The following is a 22,155-nucleotide window of genomic DNA, read 5'->3' as shown; positions in this document are numbered from 1 at the left end:
GATTTCAGCCATTAAGAGATCAAAAATCTGTGTTCATCCGTGGTATCCGTCTAATCCGTGTTCCCCTTGTAATACGATGAAACAAATCCTCACTCTTTGGCTACTCTGCGGAGCGTTCTGCGGGGCCTGTAGCCAGCCAACGGCCCCGTTGTCGGGAGCAACGACTACGCTTTCCGCTCCCGATCAGGCGTTTTTGGATAGTCTTCAGCGCGATACGTTCCGGTATTTCTGGGAAACAACTAACCCCGCCAATGGTCTTGTACCCGACCGCGCCCCAACACCCTCGTTTGCCAGTATTGCCGCCGTTGGCTTCGGGCTAACGGCGTATCTGGTAGGCGTTGAGCGCGGCTACATAACGCGGGCGCAGGCAGCAGAGCGAACTCTGAACACGCTTCGTTTTTTTGCCAATACGCCCCAGTCCGACAAAGCAACGGGCGTGGCGGGCTACAAAGGCTTTTTCTACCATTTTCTGGATATGAAAACCGGCGAGCGGTTCAAGCAGGTCGAACTGTCGACCATCGACACGGCCCTGCTGCTGGGTGGCGTTCTGAGCGCACAGACCTATTTCGATCATAATACGCCCGCCGAAAACGAAATACGGCAGTTGGCCGAAACCATCTACACCCGTGCCGACTGGACATGGTTTCAGGCCCGCCAACCGTTTGTAAGCATGGGCTGGCATCCCGAAAAAGGCTTCATTAAAAGTGACTGGACGGGCTACAACGAAGCGATGCTGCTCTACGTGCTGGCCCTCGGTTCGCCCACGCACCCGGTTGGCACCGACGTGTGGGCGGCCTGGACGAAATCGTATCCATGGACCACGTTTTACGAGCAGCCGCACGTTAATTTCGACCCGCTGTTTGGCCATCAGTACTCGCACGTCTGGATTGATTTTCGGGGTATCCGCGACGAGTACATGCGTGGTAAAGGTATCGACTATGCCGAAAATTCGCGCCGGGCTACCTACGCCAACCGCGCCTATTGCGTAGCAAACCCCGGCAAGTGGCAGGACTACGGCCTAACTATCTGGGGCCTTACCGCCTGCGACGGTCCGAAAGACACGACGGCTAATGGGCGCAAATTTTTCTCGTATCGCGCCCGTGGAGCCGCTTCGACCGGCATTGTCGATGATGGCACCATTGCGCCGACTGCTGCTGGCGGGTCGTTGCCGTTCGCGCCCGAAATCTGCGTACCGGCCTTGCGGGCGATGAAAACAAAATACGGCGCAAAACTCTACGGCGAATACGGATTCCGCGACGCCTTCAACCCAACCTATCGTTACCCATCGGCATCGGCCAACGGCGCGTCCACGCCGGGCTCAACGACGAATGGCTGGTTCGACCGGGATTACCTCGGCATCGATCAGGGGCCTATTTTGCTGATGGCCGAAAACCTGCGAACGGGTTTTATCTGGAACCTGATGAAGAAGAACCCGCACATCCGGCGTGGTTTACAGCGGGCAGGGTTTACGGGTGGCTGGCTGGGGCAGTAGCGGGCATGGCCGAGACGCAAAATCTTGCGTCTCTACTCCCACACTACCCGCACCACTTTGCCGTGGACACCAATGGTCTGAAAAAACTCTAACCAGTGCAATTGCTGCGGGCCGAGATGGTCGGTCGGCGATTTTACTTCCACAAACTCATACTGCCCGGCGTCGTTCCAGACAAGCAGGTCGGGGAAGCCGCGAGTGTGTTCGCGAACGTTGCGGGCCATCTCAAGCAATATCAGCCGGAGTTGCTCTACGTCAAGCAGTTCAATCAGGCGATGTACCAGCCCCAGCAACTCGTCGGACCAGTCGACCAGCACGTTGGTGATGCCATACTTGGCGTTGAAGGTTCGGCCCGTATGCCGTCGCCAGTCGTCTTTGGACGTTAGTTCGGTCAGGCGTTTTTTGAGTAGGTCTTCGCGTTTGTGGTAAAATTCGGGCAGGTAAAAATCCGACGGAGCGCGTTGCAGCGGGTGGTGAATGGCCGACACGTTGGCGTCGTAAATAATATCCCAGAACACCAGTCCAAACAGCCCGCGCCAGGGGTAATTCTCGGTGAAAGCCGCGTCGTAGTCCTGCTCCAGATAATAATTCATTACGCCCGCTTCGACGTGATGCCGATAGGCCGCCGGAATGTTTACGCTCTCGGCATCCGACAAAAAGCGGGTCGTGGCTTTGCGGCTGCGTTTCTTTGCGCCCGTGCTCAGGATTTTCTCCTTGAAATCGTTGGCGAAGTAGCGTTCTTCGGCGTTGAGCGGAGCTACGGCAATTTCGTCGCAGAGGGCGAGGGCTTCGTCGACGGACCCGTTGCGGTAGAGCAGCCGCACGCGCCGTTCGCGGGCCGGAACGCGGTCGCTCAATTCATATACGGCCAACGCCTGATCGGGCAGTTTCTGCCGTTCGAGGTACGCGCCCACGCGGCATACGAGTTTCTGATAACCCGGAATGGCAATTTCGGTGAGGTCGGGGCGGGTTTCGTTCCAGTTCAGAAACCAGTTGTAAATGGTTTCGGCGGGGGCTTCGGCTTCTTTCAGATCGTAAAATTGTTCGTTCGTCAGCGAGATTAACAGCTTATCTTCCACTTCTTTGCGGCTGCGGAAGCGGGCGGTCATTTTACTGTCGTCATATCGCTCGAAGTTAATCATGCCGAGGTCGCGCACCACAAACTCGGTCATGCTGCCGCCCCGATTGCCGAAAAACAGGTACTTCACCATCATGTCTTCGACCTCGAAATTCACCTTCACAACCGTTTCGTGCGTGGTCAGACTCGTGACAATCTCAGCGAAATTCAGTTCGTTAAGCGCGTACCGGATAACGCCTTCTTTCTTTTCTTTGCCCAGCGGCTGTCGTTCTTCCGGCTCCAGCGGTAGCAGATCGAGCAGTTCGGGTTTGGTGAAAACGCCCAGCGCGTCGGTGCCAACCGGTTCGTGCCGGGCCGATAGCCGTTCGATGAATCCAGCCGCCAGTAACTCACCCACAGCCGCCGGAAGGTCATTTATTTCGTTATATTGTAGCTTGTTGACCCGAAAAAATAGTCCTTTGCGATTGCTGAACCGAACATACAGGCACTGGGCATCAATGCCGAGAGCCTCAAACTGACGAATAAAGTTCCATTCGGCTTCGTTCAACAGATTGCCGTACAGCCGTTTGACAAAGTCCAGCACGTAGCGGAAATTGTCTAAATAATACCGGGGCGTAAGAATAACTTTTTGGCGTCCGACCATAGTACTATAACACCAAAATCACGCATAATGTCCCCAAACGACGTACTCGAACACCTGGCAAAACAAGGCATTGTACCACCCGAACAACGGGCGAAAATCGCCGAAATAGAGCAACTACGCCCCTTTTCGCTACACTGGGAACTGCGGGCCATGCTGTACATAGGTATTGTGCTGCTGAGTACGGGGCTGGGGCTTTTGGTGTACGATAATTTCGACCGCATAGGGCATGGTGCGTTGCTGGCCGTTATGGCCGTGGCGTGTGCGGGCTGCTTCTGGTTTGCCTGGCAACACCGCCCGGTCTGGTCAACCCACCAAACGCAGTCGCGCTCGGCCTTTGGTGATTACGCGCTGCTGCTCGGCTGTCTGTTGTTTCTGACGCTGGAAGGCTATGCGCAGTATGCATACAACGTGTTCGGCACCCGCTACGGACTCGTAACGTTGCTGCCTGCCGCCCTGTTTCTGCCGCTGGCGTACCGGTTCGATCATCGGGGCGTGTTGGGCATGGGCCTGACCGCGCTTATCTCGTGGGTAGGCGTTACGGTGCGCCCGCTCGAGCTGTATGTCAAAACCAACTTCTTCAACCAGGAAACCACGATTTCGGCTATTGTGCTGGCGTTGATACTGATTGGCGCGGCTCTATGGCTGCAACAACGGCGCATCAAAGCCCATTTTACGGACACTTACCTGACCATTGCCGGAAATCTGCTGTTAGTGGCCCTGCTGGGCGGACTCTTCAACTTTGAGAACCTGCGGCTCGGCTTTGCGCTGGGGCTGCTGGTAGCCTGCGTGGCCTTCGACCGTTTTGCCCGGCGGCAGCAGTCGTTTTTATACCTGCTTATGAGTACGGTATATGGCTACATTGGGCTGTCGTATTTATTCTTCCACTACATGCCATTCGATGATTTGGGCGTGTTGGGCTATTGGTACGTGGTCGTGACGGGGGCCGTGGCCGTGACGTACTTATTGAAGCAATTACCCCGCAAAAGGAAAGCGAATGAAGGCATATAATGAACAATGGATTGAGAACCGGGCCGTGGTCGAACAGGCCGAACGCTGGCACCGGCAACGCTTGCTGACCGATAGCCAGTTAGCTGCCATTCGACCAGCGTATCCATTTGAATTTCGGCAAACCAACGGCTTCGTTGAGATTGGCCTTTTTCTGTTTACGGTACTGGTCATTACAGGCGTTTACCTGCTGTTGATGACTACGCTGTTAACCGGACTCTACGACAACCGGGTGGCGTTCGGTGTCATTAATATCGGTATTGGCGTTGGCCTCGGTTTTATTGGCCGGTATTACATTCAGCAGGGGCAGCTATATCGCAATGGCACCGACAACGCGTTTGCCGTAATGACCACGAGTTATCTGGCGTTTGGGCTAAATCTGCTCCTGCCCGAAGGATTGACGGTAGCATCGTATTGCCTGCTGACGTTGCCGTTGCTGCTACTCGCTCTGTGGTATTATGGGGATACGCTGCTGGCTTTTGCCACTTTAACTACTTTTTACGTAGCCGTATTCGACGGCATGTTGCAGGTGAGTTGGGGAAAAGCCGCGCTGCCATTTGTGATGATGGGCGTATCGGGTCTGCTGTATTGGCTGGCCCGCCGACCGCAGATGCCGTTCCAGAAGCTGTACTACCTCGACTCGGTATTGCTGGCGCAGTGGATTTCGCTGATTGTGCTGGCGGCTGCGGGCAATTATTTCGTAGTCCGCGAACTGAACGGTCTGTTGCTCGATGTGCCGCCCGGTCAGTTTGCCCCTGAATCGACTCCCGAAATTGCCCTGCCCGCGCTATTCTGGTTTCTGACATTCGCATTGCCTGTTTTTTACGGCTGGCGCGGACTGCTTCGTAAAGATCGTATCCGCATTATTCTGGGCGCACTGGGTCTCATTGCCGCCGTTATGACGCTTCACGAATACGTGGCTCTGTTGCCACTCAACGTAGCCCTGACACTTGGCGGGCTGGTGTTGGTGACGCTGGCCGTGGCCGGTATCCGCTACCTGCGAACCGACGTACCGGGCCGTTCCAACGCCGGGTTCGTAGATACGCCCAACGATGATTCGCCCGATACGCTGCTGGCGAATCTGCAAACCATCGCGGCTATTCAGGCGGCTTCGGGCGCGTCGCACGGTTCCAAAGACAACCTCCGGTTTGGAGATGGCAACTTCGGTGGTGGCGGTGGCGAGGGGCGATACTGATGTGTATAAAAATATGTATTTTTGTGTAAAAAACGACGGCTATGCGAACGAACATTGACATCAATGATGAACTGTTGCAGGAAATCATGGAGCTTACCCGCATCAAAACCAAACGCGAAGCTGTTAATCTGGCCCTCGATGAATTTTTGAAAACGTTGCGTCGTAGGGATCTGCTTGCTATGTTTGGTAACGTTACCTGGGAAGGTGACCTCGAACAAATGCGTACAGTTGTGCGTCCTGAAGAGTGGGATGACAAACCATGACAGAGCCAATTATTGTTGACACGTCGGTTTGGATTGACTGTTTCCGGGGAATTAGCACTAACCAGACAAAGATTGTTATCGACCGATTGCTCACGCCTGGATTGATTGCAATTACGCCGACTATTTTGCAGGAAACTTTGCAGGGGTTTCGGGAGGATAACGAATGGCAACGGGCCAGAACCAATCTGCTGGCTTGTAAAATTCTTCGTGCGGATGCTATAAAAGCCGCAATAGGAGCAGCTCAGTTATACCGCTCCCTCCGCAAAAAAGGCGTTACTATCCGCAAACCAAACGACTGCCTGATTGCCCATTACGCCCTTTTCTACGACCTGCCTATTCTACACAATGACGCTGACTTCGACCAAATCGCCCGGCACACTACCTTGCGCGTGGCGTAACGTTAAAACGCATACACCTTCCGTACGATAGTTTGATTGCTGCCTGCGCCCTGCTCATACACCACGTCGGCAGGCCGGGGAACGCGCACCAATGATTCGGGTAAACTCATCGACTGATCGTACAAAAACAACCGGAACGGCGTTTTTGGCCGGGTCTTCATCGTCAGCGTTAGTTCTTTGCTTGTCGGCAGGCCGTTGCAGACCAATTGCAGCCAATAACCTTTCTGGTCTGAGAGCGGCCACCGGTCGGTCTGTACTGGCTCGTTGTTGATGTGCATGTTCCGCACATCGGCGGTGTCGCTTACCATAAACCCCACTACAAACCCCGCTGCCCCACGTGGCGAATGCAGCCGGAGCCGCAACGTTCGGCCTGTGGTGGTGTTGCTGTCGCTGATGATGGTGGCGGTTGGGGCGGGCAGGGCGAGCGCGGTGGTTTCCTGCACCAACCGTCTCCGTTGATTGAGCAGACGATTCCCCTGCCCGGCGGGGTAAAAACGGCGGAACGAGTCCATCCATTTATCAGGAAAAAACTGCGCCTTCCAGTGGTCAAGATGGGGCGAAACCGACGACCAGTGCGCCTTGCCTGAGTCGCTATCGAGGTAGTAGCTAACCTGACTATGCAGCGGCTGTTCGGCACTTGGCTGTTCGGCGCGAATGGCCCAGATGGTCAGCAGCAGCCCCAACCCAAGCGAGACTAAAGCCGCCGTAGGCCAGCTACGCCAGCGCAACGCCTGTTCGAGACCAAATACCAGCGGCAACAGCAAGCTCAGCAGTAGAATAAACAGCAGCATAGACGCTATAAACGGCATTTGCAAATCGAACGTAACGAACAGCATTCGCACCAGCGGACTCAATAACAGCAGCGCGGGGAGTGCCGAAACGCCTGCTATCAGCCTATAGGCCAGCGTTTCGTCACGCCGGACAAGGTTTCGGCTAAAGAGCAGCAGTGTGCCAACCAGGCTGAACAGACATGGAAACAGTAACAGAAACGTGGCCGCCGGCAACCAGATAGCCTGAACAACAATCAGCAGGTATAACAGCAGGTAAACGCCCATCAGCAGCGAAAACGGGCGAATCCAGCGCAGCACGAGCCGAATCAGTAACCCCACCAGCCCAACCGTCAGTAGTATATAGGCAACAAAAAAACGGTCGGAGCCATAGATGCCGTTGATGTAGTAATCGAACGCAAACCGGCTGTCTTCGGCAATGCGTAGTTTGAACGCCGGTGGCATCAGGTCACGCACGAATACCGTGATGGGCCAGAACAGAGCCGTAGTAAGCAACAGAATCAGCAGAAACAGGCCCAGCCCGGCCAGACTTTGCCAAATCGTCAGCACCCGTTGGCGAAGACCCAACACAAATACGCCCACGAGCAGCAGGGTCAGCAAGCCCACGAACCAGCCGTTCAGCCACATAGGGTACTGCACAAGGTGAAAACCGACCGTGTTGAAAAAGACTTTGTCGGTGGCTTTGGTGTTCTCAAGTGCCTGATTGCCAACATAGCGGGTCATGCCGAGCAGGTTGCTGCCGTGGTGTTGCAGACTACTGAGGTTAAGGGTCTGGGGCGCGTCGGTCAGTTTGTGGTAATGCACGAAGCCGTCGATAAACGCCGTATTGATGCCTGTGTAGCCCGCATTCCTGAAAATCGTGAAATCGCTGCTATTGGGCAGACTCCGGTACACTTCGTACATCAGCGACGACGCTACCGGATAGGGTGCGCCCTTCGCCAGGGCCTCTACCGCCCAGCCGTTTTCGGGACTAATCTCGAACGTCATGGCCGCGCCCCGCACACCCCGCGCTTCAAGGTTCATCACAAACCCAACGTCTTTAGCCCACGGATGCCGCAAAAATGCCTGTGCCCCATATAGGCCATATTCTTCGCCATCGGAAATCAGCACAATAACGTCGTGTTGAAGCGGCTCGCTTTGTTGCAGAGCGCGGACGGTTTCCAGCATGGCTGCCACGCCCGCGCCATCGTCGGCGGCACCCCGTGCGTTAGGCTGCGAGTCGTAATGCGCCAGCATCAGCACCGCCTTACGCGACCCGGTGTCACTTGATTGTTTGCCGCGTAGCCGCCCCAGCAGGTTATACACATACCCCACGCTGCCGCCCCGCCGATACGAGACGGGCGTTTCCTGCACCTGCACCTCCAGCCCCAACGCCCGCAGTTGCCCCAGCAGATAGGTTCGCAGTCGGGCATGGCCGGGCGTACCCATCGCGTGTGGTTCTCGCCCAATTTGGCGGATGTGCCGGAAAGCCCGTTCCGCCGAGAAGTCGGTGGGTGGGGCGGTGGCGGGTTTGGGTGCGGGCGGCTCCATCATCCAGATGGACCAGAGGGCAAGGCCGATGAGCAGCAATAGGGTCAACAAGGCGGAAATTTGCGGTCGGCGGGTCATAAGGTTGGGTCAACGGGTTTTTTCTACCAATTTTACGCCCGAAAATCAGAACATAACGCACGTCTGCTCATTCATTTGTTCACTCATTCTTTAAGTACTTCATGAAAACTGTAGATTCCTACAACTTTGCCGGTAAAAAAGCCCTCGTTCGCGTCGATTTCAACGTGCCGCTCAACGACCAGTACGAAATCACCGACGACACCCGCATTAAAGCGACTATCCCAACCGTGCTAAAAATCGTGAACGATGGCGGCTCGGCCATTCTCATGTCGCACTTAGGTCGTCCGAAGGGTGGGCCGGAAGAAAAATATTCGCTTAAACACATCATCCCCGCGCTCAACGAAGCGTTTGGCCGGGAGGTGAAATTTGCCGACGATTGTATCGGCCAATCGGCCACTGACCTGGCGGCAAGCCTGCAACCCGGCGAGATTCTGCTGCTCGAAAACCTTCGTTTCTACAAAGAAGAAGAAAAAGGCAACGTTGAGTTTGCCGAGAAACTATCGAAACTTGGCGACGTATGGGTGAATGATGCCTTCGGAACGGCCCACCGTGCCCACGCCAGCACGGCGGTAATCGGTCAGTTTTTCGCCGACCGGGTATGCGGCTACGTGATGCAGGCCGAACTCGACAACGCCAAAAAGATTCTGGAAGATGCCGAACGCCCGTTCACGGCTATCATGGGCGGGGCCAAAATCTCCGATAAAATCCTGATTATCGAACGCCTGCTCGATACGGTCGATAACCTCATCATCGGGGGCGGCATGACCTACACGTTTACCAAAGCGCAGGGCGGGCAAATCGGTAAATCGCTGCTCGAAGCCGACAAGCAGGACCTCGCGCTCGACATCCTGAAAAAAGCCGAAGCCAAAGGGGTGAAAATCTACATGCCTGTCGATAACGTTTGCGCCGATAGTTTCTCGAACGACGCCAACCGCCAAATCGTTGCTACCGGCCATATTCCCGACGGGTGGGAGGGCTTAGACATTGGTCCTGAAACAGTTAAACTGTTCACCGATGTGGTGTTGAACTCGAAAACCATTCTCTGGAACGGACCAATGGGCGTATTCGAGTTCGAGAACTTCGCCACCGGCACCAACGCCATTGCCGAAGCGGTGGTAAAAGCGACCGAAGAGAACGGCGCGTTTTCGCTCATCGGCGGGGGCGATTCTGCCTCGGCAGTCAATCAGGCCGGTTACGGCGACCGCGTCAGCTACGTCTCAACAGGTGGCGGTGCGCTGCTGGAATACATGGAAGGGAAAGTGCTACCGGGTGTAGCGGCCCTCTCGTAGAGACGCAAGATTTTGCGTCTCCTCTGCGTCAGCCCTTTTACTATGTCTACTATGCGTCAGCCCTTTTACTGCGTCTCCTGTGCGTCAGCAAAACCATCCGGCTCCTGAGACGCACAGGGTTGCTACACAGGAGACGCTGCAAAAGGGCTGACGCATAGGAGGATATAGCAAAAGGGCTGACGCAGGTGAGACGCAAAGGGTTGCGTCTCTACAACTGGGCCTTCGCCTTGTTATCGACGCTGTTTTTGTATTCGTGGTGCTTGAAACTGAGGGCTTTCTGGAAAAATGACCGGGCGCGGATCCGGTCGTTTTTTTGTTGGTAAATGTAGCCTAACTGCAAAGCTGCCGACGCACCGAACGAGAGTTGGTCGCGCCGACCGTCGGGTGTATCGGCGAGGGCGAGAGCGCGGCTGAGATACGGAATGGCCGCGTCGGGTGCGTTTTGGCGTTGGTAGATGCGGCCCATCCGGTAGTTAAATTCGGCGCGTTCGGCCAGCGTAGCAAACCGGGTTTCGGGGTAGGGGCGGAGGTAGGCCAGCGCACTATCGGTAAAACCACCGTCCGATGCCAGCCGCGCCCGCATCAGCACTTTTTGATTGGCCGATGCCCCCCGTTTCAAATACGCTTCGGCAAATTTCTGAGCCGCCTTGTCGGACTCTACCGCCGTTCGGCCAACGCGCAGTACCATTTCGAGCAACGGGCGGGCTTCAGACTCGGGGCGGTTCGCCAGCCAGTGGCACAGAAACAGTTTGTAATGCGTGTCTTTTAGGAAATTACGGCCTCGGTAGCTTGCCAGAAATTGCCGGAAATGTGCTGTTGCCGTGTTATATTGTCCTTTTTGTAAGTAGACATCGCCCAGAATGTTTTCGATAATGGGCATCGGCTGATAAGCCGCGCCGGTGGGGCGGGTATTCAAATACGCCAGTGCCTGTTCGCCGTGTCCGTTTTTCTGCTCGATGGTTGCGCCGAAAAAATGCAGCAGCAGATTATCGGAGTTGGCCGTAACTAATTGCCGGAGCGATTGACCGTCGGCGTCGGTGAAGTTAAGGACGTAGGCCCGCACCATCAGGTCGACAAGCCGGGCTTCGAGACTGAAAATAGGGTCGGCCTGCGCCCGTTGCAATTCCTGCTGCCCCTGCCGAATATTGCCGCGCAGACCGAGCAGGTTTGCTACCCACACGTAATTTTCCGGCACGGAGCCGATCATGATGTGCAGCGTACCGAGCGACTTGTAGGTGGGCAGGAAAGCAGGAAAGCGTTTCTGATTCTCAGCCAGGAGCCTATACGCCCGGATAACGTCCCAGCTCGCGCTCATCTCCCTGCCAAACTTGAGTTTCACAAACGCCCAGTGTAACCGCACTTCGGCCTGCAACACCCGCTGCCAGGGCGAATCATCAGTCAACGATTTTAGCGCATCGAGTCGTTCGTCTTCGCGGTCGCTGAGGCTGGCAAAGGCCCGGTCGTCGTCGGTGGTAACGAGCAGGAGCATATCGGCGTAGTCTTCTACAAACACCCGAACGCCGTTTTGGGCAGGTTCGCGGGCCAGCATTTGCCGGGCGTTTGCCAGTTTGCCTTTTTGCAGGTCAGTGTAAGCACGTTGCAGGCCGGGCGTCCAGGCAAAATCCTGCGCCGAAGCGGTAAAAAAGAGGAACACGGATAAAACGGATAGGACGGGTTTACACAGATTTTTCATATTATCCGTGTAAATCCGTCCCATCTGTAAAATCCGTGTTCCCCTTGAAAATCACTTGCCGCGACCCGTTGGAGCGGGTTCGGGAACACCTTCAACGTCGGCGAAGATGCGCCCGCAATGTTCGCAGACAATAATTTTCTTTTTGTCTTTGATGTCTGCCTGCCGTTGGGGAGGTACTACGTTGAAGCAGCCGCCACAGGCACCGCGCTTCACCATCACTACCGCCAGACCGTTGAGTGCGTTGCCACGAATTTTGTTGTACGAATTCAGCAAACGCGGTTCAACGTTGGTAGCCTGTTTGTCGCGGAGTTTAATAATTTCTTTTTCTTCTTCCTGACTCTCCGACGTAATCTGATCAAGTTCCTGCTTTTTGGCTTTCAGGTCTTCTTTACGTTCGTTGAGAGCCTCCTGCGTCGTTTTAATCTCTTCTTCTTTGCCCCGCACCCGGAATTGTGCTTCGCTGATTCGCTTTTCGGCGAGTTCGATTTCGAGCGACTGAAGTTCGATTTCTTTCGATATAGCGTCGAACTCGCGGTTGTTGCGCACGTTCATCTGCTGGTCTTTGTATTTGACAATCAGCTTTTCGGCGTCTTTCTTCGCGATTCGATTTCGTTCAATTTCTTCTTCGAGCGTTTTGATTTCAGACTGAAACTTGCCAATCCGTGTCTCGAAGCCAGCGATGTCATCTTCCAGATCGCGCACCTCTTCGGGTAAGCCACCGCGAATTTTTATGAGTTCGTCAAGTTGAGAATCAAGGGATTGCAGTTGCAGAAGAGCGTCTAATTTTTGCGCAATCGTCAGTTCCATTCGGAAGTGTTATTAAGTGCTATGTGAAATACTGCACCGGGTTGGTGTCAATATCCGATAAAATTACCGCAAAAGTAATGAATTTTTTTGCCAAATGCTGGCTAATCAACTCTTTCGTTCTGACTTCGCTTTCATAATGCCCAACGTCGCAAATTAGTATGCGCCCGTCGGCGTCGAAAAACTCGTGGTATTTATAGTCGGCGGTCACAAACACATCGGCCCCGGCCCCGATGGCGTCGGGCAGCAGGAAGCTCCCGGCTCCTCCGCAAACGGCCACCCGCCGAATAGGGCGTTCGGGTAGGGCCGTGTGCCGGATTATGTTTAGTGTCATGCTGGTTTTCAGGTAATTGAGCCACTCGCGCCCACTCATAGGTTGGGGCAGATCGCCCACGGCTCCGGAGCCAACCGTCTGATTGGCGTTGTTGAGTGGGTAGAGGTCGTAAGCCGGAACTTCATAGGAATGCGCCCGCTGCATGGCCGCTACTACCGCGCGTTCGAGGTACGCTGGCAGCAGCACTTCGAGCCGTTGCTCCTGCACGGTTTCGTCTTGCCCCACGCTGCCTACCGCCGGTGTCGCGCCGGTCAGGGGCCGGAACGTGCCAGTACCGCCCACCCGGAACGAACAATGGTCGTAGGTGTCGATGCGACCGGCTCCGGCTTCGTAAATGGCAGTTAGTACGGCAGGCAAATCGGCGTCGGGGACGAATGCTACTAACTTGCTCAACACCTGCGATTTGGGAGCCAGAATACGGACGTTTTGCAGACCGAGCGTTTCGGCAAATTTAAAGCTAACACCCCCCGTCACGTTGTCTAAATTGGTGTGGCTGGCGTAGATGGCGACGTCGTGTTTAATGGCTTTGATGACCGTGCGCTCCACGTAGTTTTTACCATTCAGCTTTTTCAGCCCTTTGAACACAATTGGGTGGTGGGCTACGATGAGGTTGCAGCCTCGCGCAATGGCTTCATCGACAACGGCTTCGGTGGCGTCGAGCGAGACCAGAACACCCGTGATGGTGGCGTTTGGGTCGCCTACAATCAGCCCGGCATTATCGTATGATTCCTGATAGGCCAATGGGGCAAAGGCTTCAAGATAGCTGGTTAGCTGACGAATAGTTGTCATGGCGGGATTACAAAAGTTAGTCGTGGTTCGACTGAGGATAAAGTTGTTTTACGCGCAAAGAAACAAGGAAAACAGCGCATAAATAAAACTACGACAGAAACCATAGCAACTTTGCCACTAACCAAAAAACAAGTTAGCCGATTGGACAGTTAAACTTTTCTTTTACGTCTATGTCTTAGGAAAAAGGATGTTCCACTATCCAACTTTGATGAATCATGACACGCAATCATAGAGTGACCGCCCTGGCTGTATTGACGGCCCTTGTGTTGAGTACAACCACTGAAGCCCAAACCCGCCGTCCGTGGAGTCCACAGGCGAAAGGCACCGCTATCGGTGTCGGTGTTGGGGGCGCGGCTGGTGCCATTATCAACAAACGCAACCGGGTGGTAGGTGGTTTGATTGGCGGTGCCGCTGGTGGTGCTGCTGGCTATGCCATCGGTAAAGGCGTCGATAATCGCCGGAAAACCAACGCCCGCATTGCTGCCGCCGAACGAGAAGCCGCAGCCGCTCGCCGGGAGGCTGCCGAAGCACGTGAACAGGCCGTACTGGCCCGGCAGGAAGCTTCGGGCCGCAAGGTAACGCCGGGTCAGACGGGCGTAGCGGCAGCAGGAGCCGTTCCGGCAGCCGCTGTTGCCGCTACCGGATTAGCGGCTACTGGTATGGCCGCTGCCTACACCGCCGACCCTATGCCCATCAATAACGCGGTAGCTTACTTGCTCAACCCCAGCTATGGCAATCCTAACTCAGCGTATCCGACTTCTGAGTTTCGCCGGAAGAGCTGGTAATAGACATAACCATACCAATTTCACACTATGAAACGAATGCTTATCGGATGGCTGGCAGTAGCCTTTTTATCGGCCTGCTCGTCGTCCAGTTCAGTCGACGTGAGCGACCTGAACCGGCAGTTCATTGCCGCCTGGAATGCGAAAGACAGCGCGAAAGTTATTGATTATTTGGCCGACGACGTGCAGTTTTTGCAGGGCGAAACGCACTTTACCGGTAAGGCTGAAGTGGCGCAGAAATGGGTACGCGAGACGTTACCCACCATCCGCGATCTGAAAACCAACGTGGTGAGTTCGGCGGTTGATGCGCAAACGGCCTATGAGGGCGGCACCTTCTCGGTCGATGTGCTACCCGAATCGCCCCAGGAGCCGGGTGGCTTTGGCGAAGGTAATTTTATGCTGCTCTGGCGCAAAGGTGCAGATGGCAACTGGAAACTCAGTTATGCCCAGTTAGAGGGACTGCCTGTTCGGGCACGAAATTAAAACACCTCACCCCAATCGGACCGCCGAACCGCCCTCCCCAAAAACAGGAGAGGGCGGTTCGGCGGTCCGGCTGGTTTGGCTCCTCTTCTGGTTTTAGGAGTGAGGTACATACCGAGATTACTTCTTATTTATTTATAAAATATTCAGAAAAAATTCATAGTGGGTATTGCGCTTAACCGATTAAGCAATTATATTTGCTGGCAACCGCCGTGTATGAAGCCCAAAAAAATTTCTCTTAGTGATATTGCCAAAGAAGCTGGCGTATCAATTGCGCTGGTATCGTATGTACTAAGTGGCAAAGAGAAAGAAGGGCGTGTTGGGCCTGAGATCGCTCAACGAATCAGGGTCATCGCAAGGGAGTTGAACTATCAGCCCAATTTGCTTGCCAAGAGCCTGCGCGATGGCCGAACATATACCATTGGCTTAATTATTGCCGATATATCCAACCCATTTTTTGCCAACATAGCCCGAGAAGTAGAAGATGAATCGCGCCGGAATGGCTACACGGTAATCATAGGTAGCTCAGACGAAAACGCCGACAAAGCCTATGACCTGATGAATGTTCTTATTAACCGGCAAGTCGATGGGTTTATCATCGTTTCGTCGGAAAATTCGGAGCGGATTGTGACGCACTTGCAGACCATTGGAATGCCATTTGTGTTACTCGACCGGCACTTTCCGGCTTTTGACACCGATTTTGTGGTGACGAACAATGCTAAAGCGTCGTATGAAGCTGGCGTTCATTTGCTGGAAAACGGCTATCGGCGCATCGGGTTTGTAGCGTATCGGTCGGTCATGTTCCATGTTAAAGAGCGGATTCGGGGCTATCAGGACGCTCTGCGCGACCGGGGTATCGTGGCCGAAGCCGACTGGCTGAAAGAAGTACAGTTTGATAATATGGCGACCGAAATCCGCACGGCTATCGATGAACTGTTGTCGGGCAGGGTGCCGATTGACGCAATCATTTTCTCGACCTACGGCCTGGCTGTGAACGGATTGAAATATTTCAACGAACGAAAAGTACGCGTACCCGATGATGTAGGCGTGGTCAGTTTTGGGCAGGCCGAGGTGTTTGATCTGTATTACTGCCCGATTTCGTTCATGCGACAACCGATTGATGTACTGGGTAAACGGGCCGTAGAAGTACTCATGGAACGATTACAGCAACCCGATAACCCACATCGACAAGTGACGATTGACGCGCAGTTGATAGCACGAGAATCGTCGCAAAGGAAGCCAGAATAATTTTTTGTCAATTTGCTTAAACGTTTAAGCAATCATTTTTACTACCCTCTTATGCCTATTACTCTATGCAACGAAGACGTTTTCTGCAATCGCTCGCGCTGGGTTCTGCCACTGCGCTGACGGGTGTTCCGTTGGCGCGGGCGGCTGGTAGTCATGCCTTGCCGCCAAAGCTAAAAATCACTAAAATCCGCTACTATGCCGCTCCGGGTTATACGAAACCACTGTTTAATCAGGCACGCGGCATTGTGGAGGTTGAGACCGATGGTGGGCTGATTGGCATTGGTGAAGGTGGCTCGAAAGACACAATCGAGCAATGCGCACAAATGATTATCGGTGAAAATCCCTTCCGTATCGAACACCTTTGGCAGTACCTCTACCGGGGCATGTTCTACCCGCCCGGTCGCGAAAAACTGCACGCGCTCGGAGCCATCGAAATGGCTTTGTGGGACTTAAAAGGCAAAGCCCTTGGCGTACCCGTCTACGAATTGCTCGGCGGAGCTACCCGCGATTATGTGGAATGTTACGCCACAGGCTACCGGCCCTCAAAAGCCAAAACCGAGGAAGAACGCGCCCGCGACTGCATCGAAGCGGGCTTCCGGTCGTACCGCATCGGGCCAACGGGCGGCAACGGTGACACTCCGTTCGATTTCTATGAGAACGCGAAGAAAACTATTGACCTCAGTCGGCGTGTCAACGAAGCCGTGGGAGGGAGCGGCAAGTGGGCTATCGACCTGCACACGCGCTTCGACACGCAGGAGGCCATTAAAATCTGCCAGGCACTCGAAGAACTCGAACCGTATTTCGTGGAAGACATCGTGCGGTCCGAAAATCCGGGCATTTATCGCACCCTGCGGCCTATGCTGAAAGTACCCATTGCCGTGGGCGAGCAGTTTGGCGACCGCTGGGACTCGAACGAACTCATTGAGGACCACCTGATTGATTATACGCGGTTTACATTGCCCAACACGGGCGGTATCCACGAATTTCAGAAGTTGGCGGCCATCTGCGAAACGCATTACGTGGGCATGATTCCACACTTTACGGGGCCGCTGTCGGTGGCGGCTTTGGTACACGTATTAGGCGCAAGCAGTCCGGTGCGCTGCCTGATGGAACTGGCCGGGGGCGAACCCGAACGCCCGGCTTACTTCAACGAAGACCTGCTGAATTTCAAAAACGGTAAGCTCTACCTGAACCCGAATCCGGGGCTGGGCGTAACCTTCGATCCGAAGAAGGCCACGTTCATTATGGAAGTGAAAGAAAATACCAAATACCCGCACCCAATTTTGCGGGCACCCGACGGGTCGATTCATAACTGGTAACACTCCTAAATCCTAATAGTCTATGAAACGAATGCTACGCTTACTCCTGCTGCTTGTGCTGTGGCAGGAGATCGCTCTGGCGCAGGGCGACCGGGTAACGGGTAAGATTACAGCCACGAACGGAGAGCCGATTCCGGGCGCGAACGTGCTGGTGCGCGGTACGTCGCAGGGAACAACGTCGGATGCGAGTGGTAATTTTTCGCTTAACGCTGGCCCCAACGCCACGCTGGTGGTGTCGTATATCGGTTATGTCAGCCAAACCGTCGATGTGAAAAACCGCAGCGTCATCAACATTGAATTGGTTGGCGACGCGCAAAGCCTGAACGAAGTAGTGGTAACGGCCCTCGGTATCCGGCGCGAAACCAAGACGCTCGGCTACGCAACCGCCACGGTCAACTCTGATCAGATTTCGGTGAACCGCACGCCCAATTTCATGAATGGCTTGCAAGGCAAAATGGCGGGCGTGAACATCATTCCGATGAGTAGCGGCCCCGCTGGTACGTCTAAAATCCGAATCCGGGGGCAGTCGTCGTTTGCGGGGCAGAATAACCCGCTCATTGTGGTCAATGGCGTACCCATCGACAACTCGAATTTTGCCCTGGGGGGCGATTTCGGTACACGGGCGTCGAACAGTTCGGATGGGGGCGATGGCCTGAGCAGCATCAACCCCGACGACATCGAAGAGATGACCGTGCTGAAAGGGGCCACTGCTGCCGCGCTCTATGGCTCGCGGGCCAAAGACGGTGTGGTGATGATTACCACCAAAAGCCGGGGTTCGGGCAAAGGGTTTGGCGTTACGTACAATACCAACTTCACGGCTGACACGCCCCTTGATTTCACTGATTTTCAGTACGAATACGGGCAGGGCGAAGGCGGCAAACGACCTACCACGCCCAACCCTACGTCGGGTGTGTGGAGCTTTGGCGAGAAGTTTCAGCCGGGCATGACCCAGATTCTGTTCGACAACGAGACCTGGCCCTACGAGCCGGTGCGCAACCGGGTGCGCAAGTTTTACAGAACTGGCACCAACTTTACCAACACTGTGACGGTGTCGAACAGCGGCCAGAACGGCGGCTTCAGCCTGTCGTTTGGCAACACCGACAGCAAGGGCATCATGCCCAACAACACCTTCAACCGGAAAGTCATCAACCTCGGTTTCACGCAGAACATCAGCCCGAAACTGACCGCGCTGGGCAACATCAACTACTCGAAAGAAGACAATGTGAACCCGCCCCAGCTAAACACGCAGGACCTGACGGTGCAGACGGTGATTTTTACGCTGGCGAATTCGATGCCATTCGAAGCGTTGCAACAGAATCAGACTCTGCCCAACGGCGACGAGTTTGTGTTTTCGCGGTTTCTGGTACGCAACAACCCGTATTACTCGATGAACAACAAGTTCGAGAACGTGAAGCGCGACCGGATTTTTGGCAATCTGGCACTGAAATATCAGTTTACGCCCTGGCTCTACGTGCAGGGCCGACTGGCACAGGACTCGTATATCCGTAATCAGGATTACAATATTCCGAACGGCTATGCGCCCATTCCCCGCGCCCCGACGGGTTTCGTAAACGGGTCGTACACGCAGGACGTGCGGCAGAACATCGAGCGTAACCTCGACCTGATTATCGGGGCTAACAAAACCTTCGGCAGCATCGGCGTCGACCTGACGCTGGGCGGCAATGCCCGCTACGCCCGCAATGACTACAACAGCGTGACGGTGCAGGATTTTGTGCAGCCGGGCCTGTACACGGTCATGAATGGCCGCATCAAAGACCCCCTCTACGCACTGGCCGAGAAAAAAATCAATTCGCTGTTCGGGGCCGCTACGCTGTCGTACAAAGAGTTTCTGTTTTTCAACGCCACGGCCCGCAACGACTGGTTTTCAACGCTCGCCCCCGATAATCGCAGCATTTTGTATCCATCGGTCGGAACCAGCTTTGTATTCTCGCAAGCGTTCGATAACCTGCCGACCTGGCTGAGTTTCGGTAAACTGCGGGCTACCTACGCACAGGTAGGTTCCGACAATGTTGACCCGTACTCGAACGCGCTGTATTTCTCAGTCGATAACAACCAGTTTCCAAACCCGTCGGGGCAGTTGGTGCCGGTGGGCGGGATCAACACCGGTCAGGTGCCCAACCGAAACCTGCGCCCGCTCAGGATTCAGGAATCGGAAGTGGGGCTGGAACTGAAGCTGTTCCAGAATAAAGTCGGCTTCGACTTCACCTACTACTACAAACTGACCGACGACCAGATTCTGGCAGCTCAAATCTCCGATGCGTCGTCGTATACCAGCAAGCTCATTAACGTGGGGCGGAGTATGAACCAGGGAATTGAGATGCTGCTGACGTTTTCGCCCGTCAATACGCGTTCGTTTCAGTGGAACGTAAGTGCCAATGTGGCTTATAACACCTCGAAAGTACTGCGGCTGGGTCTGTCGCCCAACGATACTGTTATTACCGTGAGCGGGGGAGGTGGCCGGGTGCTGAATCAGGTAGTCGGCAAGCCGATTGGGCAACTGTATACGTTTACGTACCTGCGCGATGCGCAGGGGCGGCAGGTATTTGACCGGAACAGCGGGTTGCCAATCCGCAATAACGTATTGCAAAACGTAGGCAGCGCATTGCCGCTCTATTTCGGTGGTATTACCAATACGTTCAGCTTCAAAGGTATCACGCTGTCTACGCTCATCGACTTCAAACTGGGGCACAAAATGATTGCGGGCCGCAACATCAACTACGTGCGGCACGGGCTGTCGAAACGGACGCTGCCGGGCCGCGACGTGGGCTACGTAATCGGCAACGGCGTGAACCCCAACGGCGAGGTAAACAAAACGCAGGTGGCGGTGCAACCGTTCTACGAATCGATTAACCCGCTGGGTATCAACGAAGATTTCGTAAACAACGCCGGATTCTGGAAGCTGCGGCAAATTTCGCTCGGCTATGATTTTACGAAGCTGCTACCCGAACGCTTCTTTATCAAAGGTCTTCGGCTGAACGCCGTGGCGAACAACGTGCTGGTCATCAAAAAGTGGACCGAGAACATGGACCCTGAAGAGGTGCTGGTATCGTCGGACAACGCCGTTGGGCTGGATTTCTGGCCCGGCCTGCCACCCGTGCGGAGTGTTGGCTTTAATCTGAATGCCCGGTTTTGAAATAACCCCACCCCAACCCCTCCCCAGAAGGGAGGGGCTTACTTGCGTAAGCTTTTTTAGCCCCTCCCTTCTGGGGAGGGGTTGGGGTGGGGTAAAACACTAAAGCAAATGAAAACGCTACTCAAATACACCCTCGCCCTGTCGCTCCTGCTGGCTTCGCTGACCGGCTGCGATGAGGGCTTTACCGAACTGAACGTCAATCGGGTAAACCCTACGTCGCTGGCGTCGCCGTTGGTGCTGAACCGCGCCGTTATTGCCACGACCTATCTCGATGGTTTCTCGACGCTGGGGATGCTGACCTACAACTTCGGCATTGTCCAGCAGATTATTACGCCCTACGGTAGTTCGCTCTCCGGGGCCAACTACGACCAGGTGAACAACGCCAACACGGCGGTGGTCTGGAACAATTTCTACCGCAACGTGCTGAAGCAGTTGGTGGCCGTAATTGACCAGAGCAAAAGCGACCCGTTGCAGGTGAATACCTACAACGCAGCCCGCATCTGGAAGGCGTATGTCTTCATGATTTTGACCGATACCTACGGCGATATTCCGTATTTCGAGGCTGGGCAGGGCTATACCAACGAAATCATTTCGCCCAAATACGACGCGCAGCAGGCTATCTACAAAGACATCCTGAAAGAACTGGAAGAAGCCACAGCCGCACTTACCATCGCGCAGGCTCCTATCACAACCGACATTCTGTACGGGGGCAATGTAACGAACTGGAAAAAACTCGGCTACTCGTTCATGCTGCGGGCGGCCATGCGCCACTCGAAAGTTGATCCCGCTACGGCGCAGTCTTACGTAGCGAAGGCCGTTGCAGGCGGGGTGTTTCAGTCAAATGCCGACAACTCGATTATTCGCCATACGGCGGTCTGGAACAATCAGGTTGGCAACCACTTAGCCGCCCGTGAGCGTACCAATTTCTACCTTGCCGAACCCTTTGTGAACTACCTGAAAACCAACAACGACCCGCGCCTGCCCATTTTTGCGGTGCGACACGTTGGCGCGCGGGGCGGGCAGGAGCAAACAGCCGCACGGGCGTCGTCGGCCCCAAACGTGCAGATTGGTATGCCGATGGGTTTCAACGACGTCACCATCACGCAGGTGCTGGGGCAATACGGCGTAGCCAGCCTGTGGGATTTCTCGCAGCCCAACCTGACCACCGTGCTGCGGCTCGACTCGCCCGGTTTTCACATTACGTATGCCCAAACGCAACTGTTGCTGGCCGAAGCTGCCGTGCGCGGCTGGGTGTCGGGGTCGGCGGCTGATTATTACACGCGGGGTGTTCGGGCGCATTTAGAGCAAATGGCGCAGTATGGGCCGACCTCGGCGATTCCCGAAGCCAGTATCAAAGCGTATCTCGATAGTCAGGCGTTCACCGCCAGCCGGGCACTGGAGCAGATTAACACGCAGTACTGGGTGGCGAGCTTCTTGGATGGCAACGAAGCCTGGGCCAATTTCCGGCGCAGCGGTTTCCCGGCTCTCAAAAAGAACCCCTATCCCGGTTCCGAGGTGCGGGGCGATTTCATCCGTCGACTCATCTACCCCGATGGCGAAATCGTGGTTAACTCCGGCAACCTGAACGAAGCCATCAAACGACAAGGTCCGAATACGCTGGACACGCGGGTGTGGTGGGATAAGTAGCGTCCCTCACCGGAACGCCGGCCCGGCCCCGGCCCCTCCCGCAACGGCGGACCGCCCAAAACGGGAGAGGGGTGCATCGTGCAGCTATCTTGCTACGGCAAGCAAACAATTACCGTAAACAAACGCCAATGCCATCTACTCCCTCCCCT

17 protein-coding genes are annotated in these 22,155 nt (G+C 54.9%); 12 read left to right on the top strand and 5 right to left on the bottom strand.

All coding sequences use genetic code 11. The features are described 5' to 3' along the window. Nucleotides 1-76 precede the first annotated feature (76 nt). On the top strand, nt 77-1,492 hold the full coding sequence (locus tag AWR27_RS11420) for a glucoamylase family protein (RefSeq protein ID WP_077131295.1): 1,416 nt from the start codon (nt 77-79) through the stop codon (nt 1,490-1,492). Between the two features lie 32 nt (nt 1,493-1,524). Here the strand turns inward: AWR27_RS11420 and AWR27_RS11415 are convergent, their stop codons facing one another. Next, entirely contained in the window at nt 1,525-3,210 is a 1,686-nt protein-coding gene (locus AWR27_RS11415; RefSeq protein WP_077131294.1) for a VRR-NUC domain-containing protein, read from the bottom strand. A 27-nt stretch (nt 3,211-3,237) separates the two neighbouring features. Between AWR27_RS11415 and AWR27_RS11410 the strand changes: the two genes are divergently transcribed. The 4 genes from AWR27_RS11410 to vapC are packed head-to-tail and all read left to right on the top strand — an operon-like array spanning nt 3,238 to nt 6,071. Further along, nucleotides 3,238-4,218, top strand: a complete 981-nt coding sequence (locus tag AWR27_RS11410) for a DUF2157 domain-containing protein (RefSeq protein WP_077131293.1) — start codon at nt 3,238-3,240, stop codon at nt 4,216-4,218. After that, a complete protein-coding gene (locus AWR27_RS11405; RefSeq protein WP_077131292.1) occupies nt 4,205-5,410 on the top strand; it encodes a hypothetical protein in 1,206 nt (401 codons plus the stop codon). The genes AWR27_RS11410 and AWR27_RS11405 overlap by 14 nt, the downstream gene beginning before the upstream one ends. 41 nt (nt 5,411-5,451) lie before the next feature. Then, nucleotides 5,452-5,673: a type II toxin-antitoxin system VapB family antitoxin gene (locus tag AWR27_RS11400; RefSeq protein ID WP_077131291.1), complete on the top strand. Its 222-nt coding sequence runs from the start codon at nt 5,452-5,454 to the stop codon at nt 5,671-5,673. Further along, nucleotides 5,670-6,071, top strand: a complete 402-nt coding sequence (gene vapC, locus AWR27_RS11395) for a type II toxin-antitoxin system VapC family toxin (protein WP_077131290.1) — start codon at nt 5,670-5,672, stop codon at nt 6,069-6,071. The genes AWR27_RS11400 and vapC overlap by 4 nt, the downstream gene beginning before the upstream one ends. Before the next feature lie 2 nt (nt 6,072-6,073). On the opposite strand, the gene AWR27_RS11390 is transcribed toward vapC, so the two are convergent. Then, nucleotides 6,074-8,467, bottom strand: a complete 2,394-nt coding sequence (locus AWR27_RS11390) for a M20/M25/M40 family metallo-hydrolase (RefSeq protein WP_077131289.1) — start codon at nt 8,465-8,467, stop codon at nt 6,074-6,076. A 101-nt stretch (nt 8,468-8,568) separates the two neighbouring features. On the opposite strand from AWR27_RS11390, the gene AWR27_RS11385 reads away from it, so the two are divergent. Then, on the top strand, nt 8,569-9,756 hold the full coding sequence (locus tag AWR27_RS11385; RefSeq protein ID WP_077131288.1) for a phosphoglycerate kinase: 1,188 nt from the start codon (nt 8,569-8,571) through the stop codon (nt 9,754-9,756). Between the two features lie 208 nt (nt 9,757-9,964). Here AWR27_RS11385 and AWR27_RS11380 read toward each other — a convergent pair whose 3' ends face one another. From AWR27_RS11380 to AWR27_RS11370, 3 genes are read right to left on the bottom strand one after another with little or no spacing between them, the layout of a single operon-like run. After that, the gene (locus AWR27_RS11380) at nt 9,965-11,449 is read right to left on the bottom strand and encodes a tetratricopeptide repeat protein (RefSeq protein WP_083732998.1); all 1,485 of its coding nucleotides are present in this window, start codon (nt 11,447-11,449) and stop codon (nt 9,965-9,967) included. Between the two features lie 51 nt (nt 11,450-11,500). Beyond that, the gene (locus AWR27_RS11375; RefSeq protein WP_077131286.1) at nt 11,501-12,256 is read right to left on the bottom strand and encodes a zinc ribbon domain-containing protein; all 756 of its coding nucleotides are present in this window, start codon (nt 12,254-12,256) and stop codon (nt 11,501-11,503) included. Between the two features lie 19 nt (nt 12,257-12,275). Further along, nucleotides 12,276-13,376 (bottom strand): Nif3-like dinuclear metal center hexameric protein, encoded by a 1,101-nt coding sequence (locus AWR27_RS11370; RefSeq protein WP_077131285.1) that lies wholly within the window; start codon nt 13,374-13,376, stop codon nt 12,276-12,278. Between the two features lie 215 nt (nt 13,377-13,591). On the opposite strand from AWR27_RS11370, the gene AWR27_RS11365 reads away from it, so the two are divergent. The 6 genes from AWR27_RS11365 to AWR27_RS11340 all read left to right on the top strand — a co-directional run bounded on the left by AWR27_RS11365 (nt 13,592) and on the right by AWR27_RS11340 (nt 22,006). Further along, nucleotides 13,592-14,161, top strand: a complete 570-nt coding sequence (locus tag AWR27_RS11365; protein WP_077131284.1) for a hypothetical protein — start codon at nt 13,592-13,594, stop codon at nt 14,159-14,161. Between the two features lie 27 nt (nt 14,162-14,188). Beyond that, nucleotides 14,189-14,641: a YybH family protein gene (locus tag AWR27_RS11360; protein ID WP_077131283.1), complete on the top strand. Its 453-nt coding sequence runs from the start codon at nt 14,189-14,191 to the stop codon at nt 14,639-14,641. A 213-nt stretch (nt 14,642-14,854) separates the two neighbouring features. Further along, a complete protein-coding gene (locus tag AWR27_RS11355) occupies nt 14,855-15,886 on the top strand; it encodes a LacI family DNA-binding transcriptional regulator (protein ID WP_077131282.1) in 1,032 nt (343 codons plus the stop codon). A gap of 65 nt (nt 15,887-15,951) precedes the next feature. Further along, entirely contained in the window at nt 15,952-17,205 is a 1,254-nt protein-coding gene (locus tag AWR27_RS11350; protein ID WP_077131281.1) for a mandelate racemase/muconate lactonizing enzyme family protein, read from the top strand. 22 nt (nt 17,206-17,227) lie between these two features. Further along, a complete protein-coding gene (locus tag AWR27_RS11345; protein WP_077131280.1) occupies nt 17,228-20,359 on the top strand; it encodes a SusC/RagA family TonB-linked outer membrane protein in 3,132 nt (1,043 codons plus the stop codon). 108 nt (nt 20,360-20,467) lie between these two features. Next, nucleotides 20,468-22,006 (top strand): SusD/RagB family nutrient-binding outer membrane lipoprotein, encoded by a 1,539-nt coding sequence (locus AWR27_RS11340; RefSeq protein WP_077131279.1) that lies wholly within the window; start codon nt 20,468-20,470, stop codon nt 22,004-22,006. The last annotated feature ends 149 nt before the right edge of the window (nt 22,007-22,155 follow it).

It is taken from the genome of Spirosoma montaniterrae (assembly GCF_001988955.1).
Classification (GTDB): Bacteria; Bacteroidota; Bacteroidia; order Cytophagales; family Spirosomataceae; genus Spirosoma; species Spirosoma montaniterrae.
This window is presented reverse-complemented; position numbering and strand designations above follow the sequence as displayed.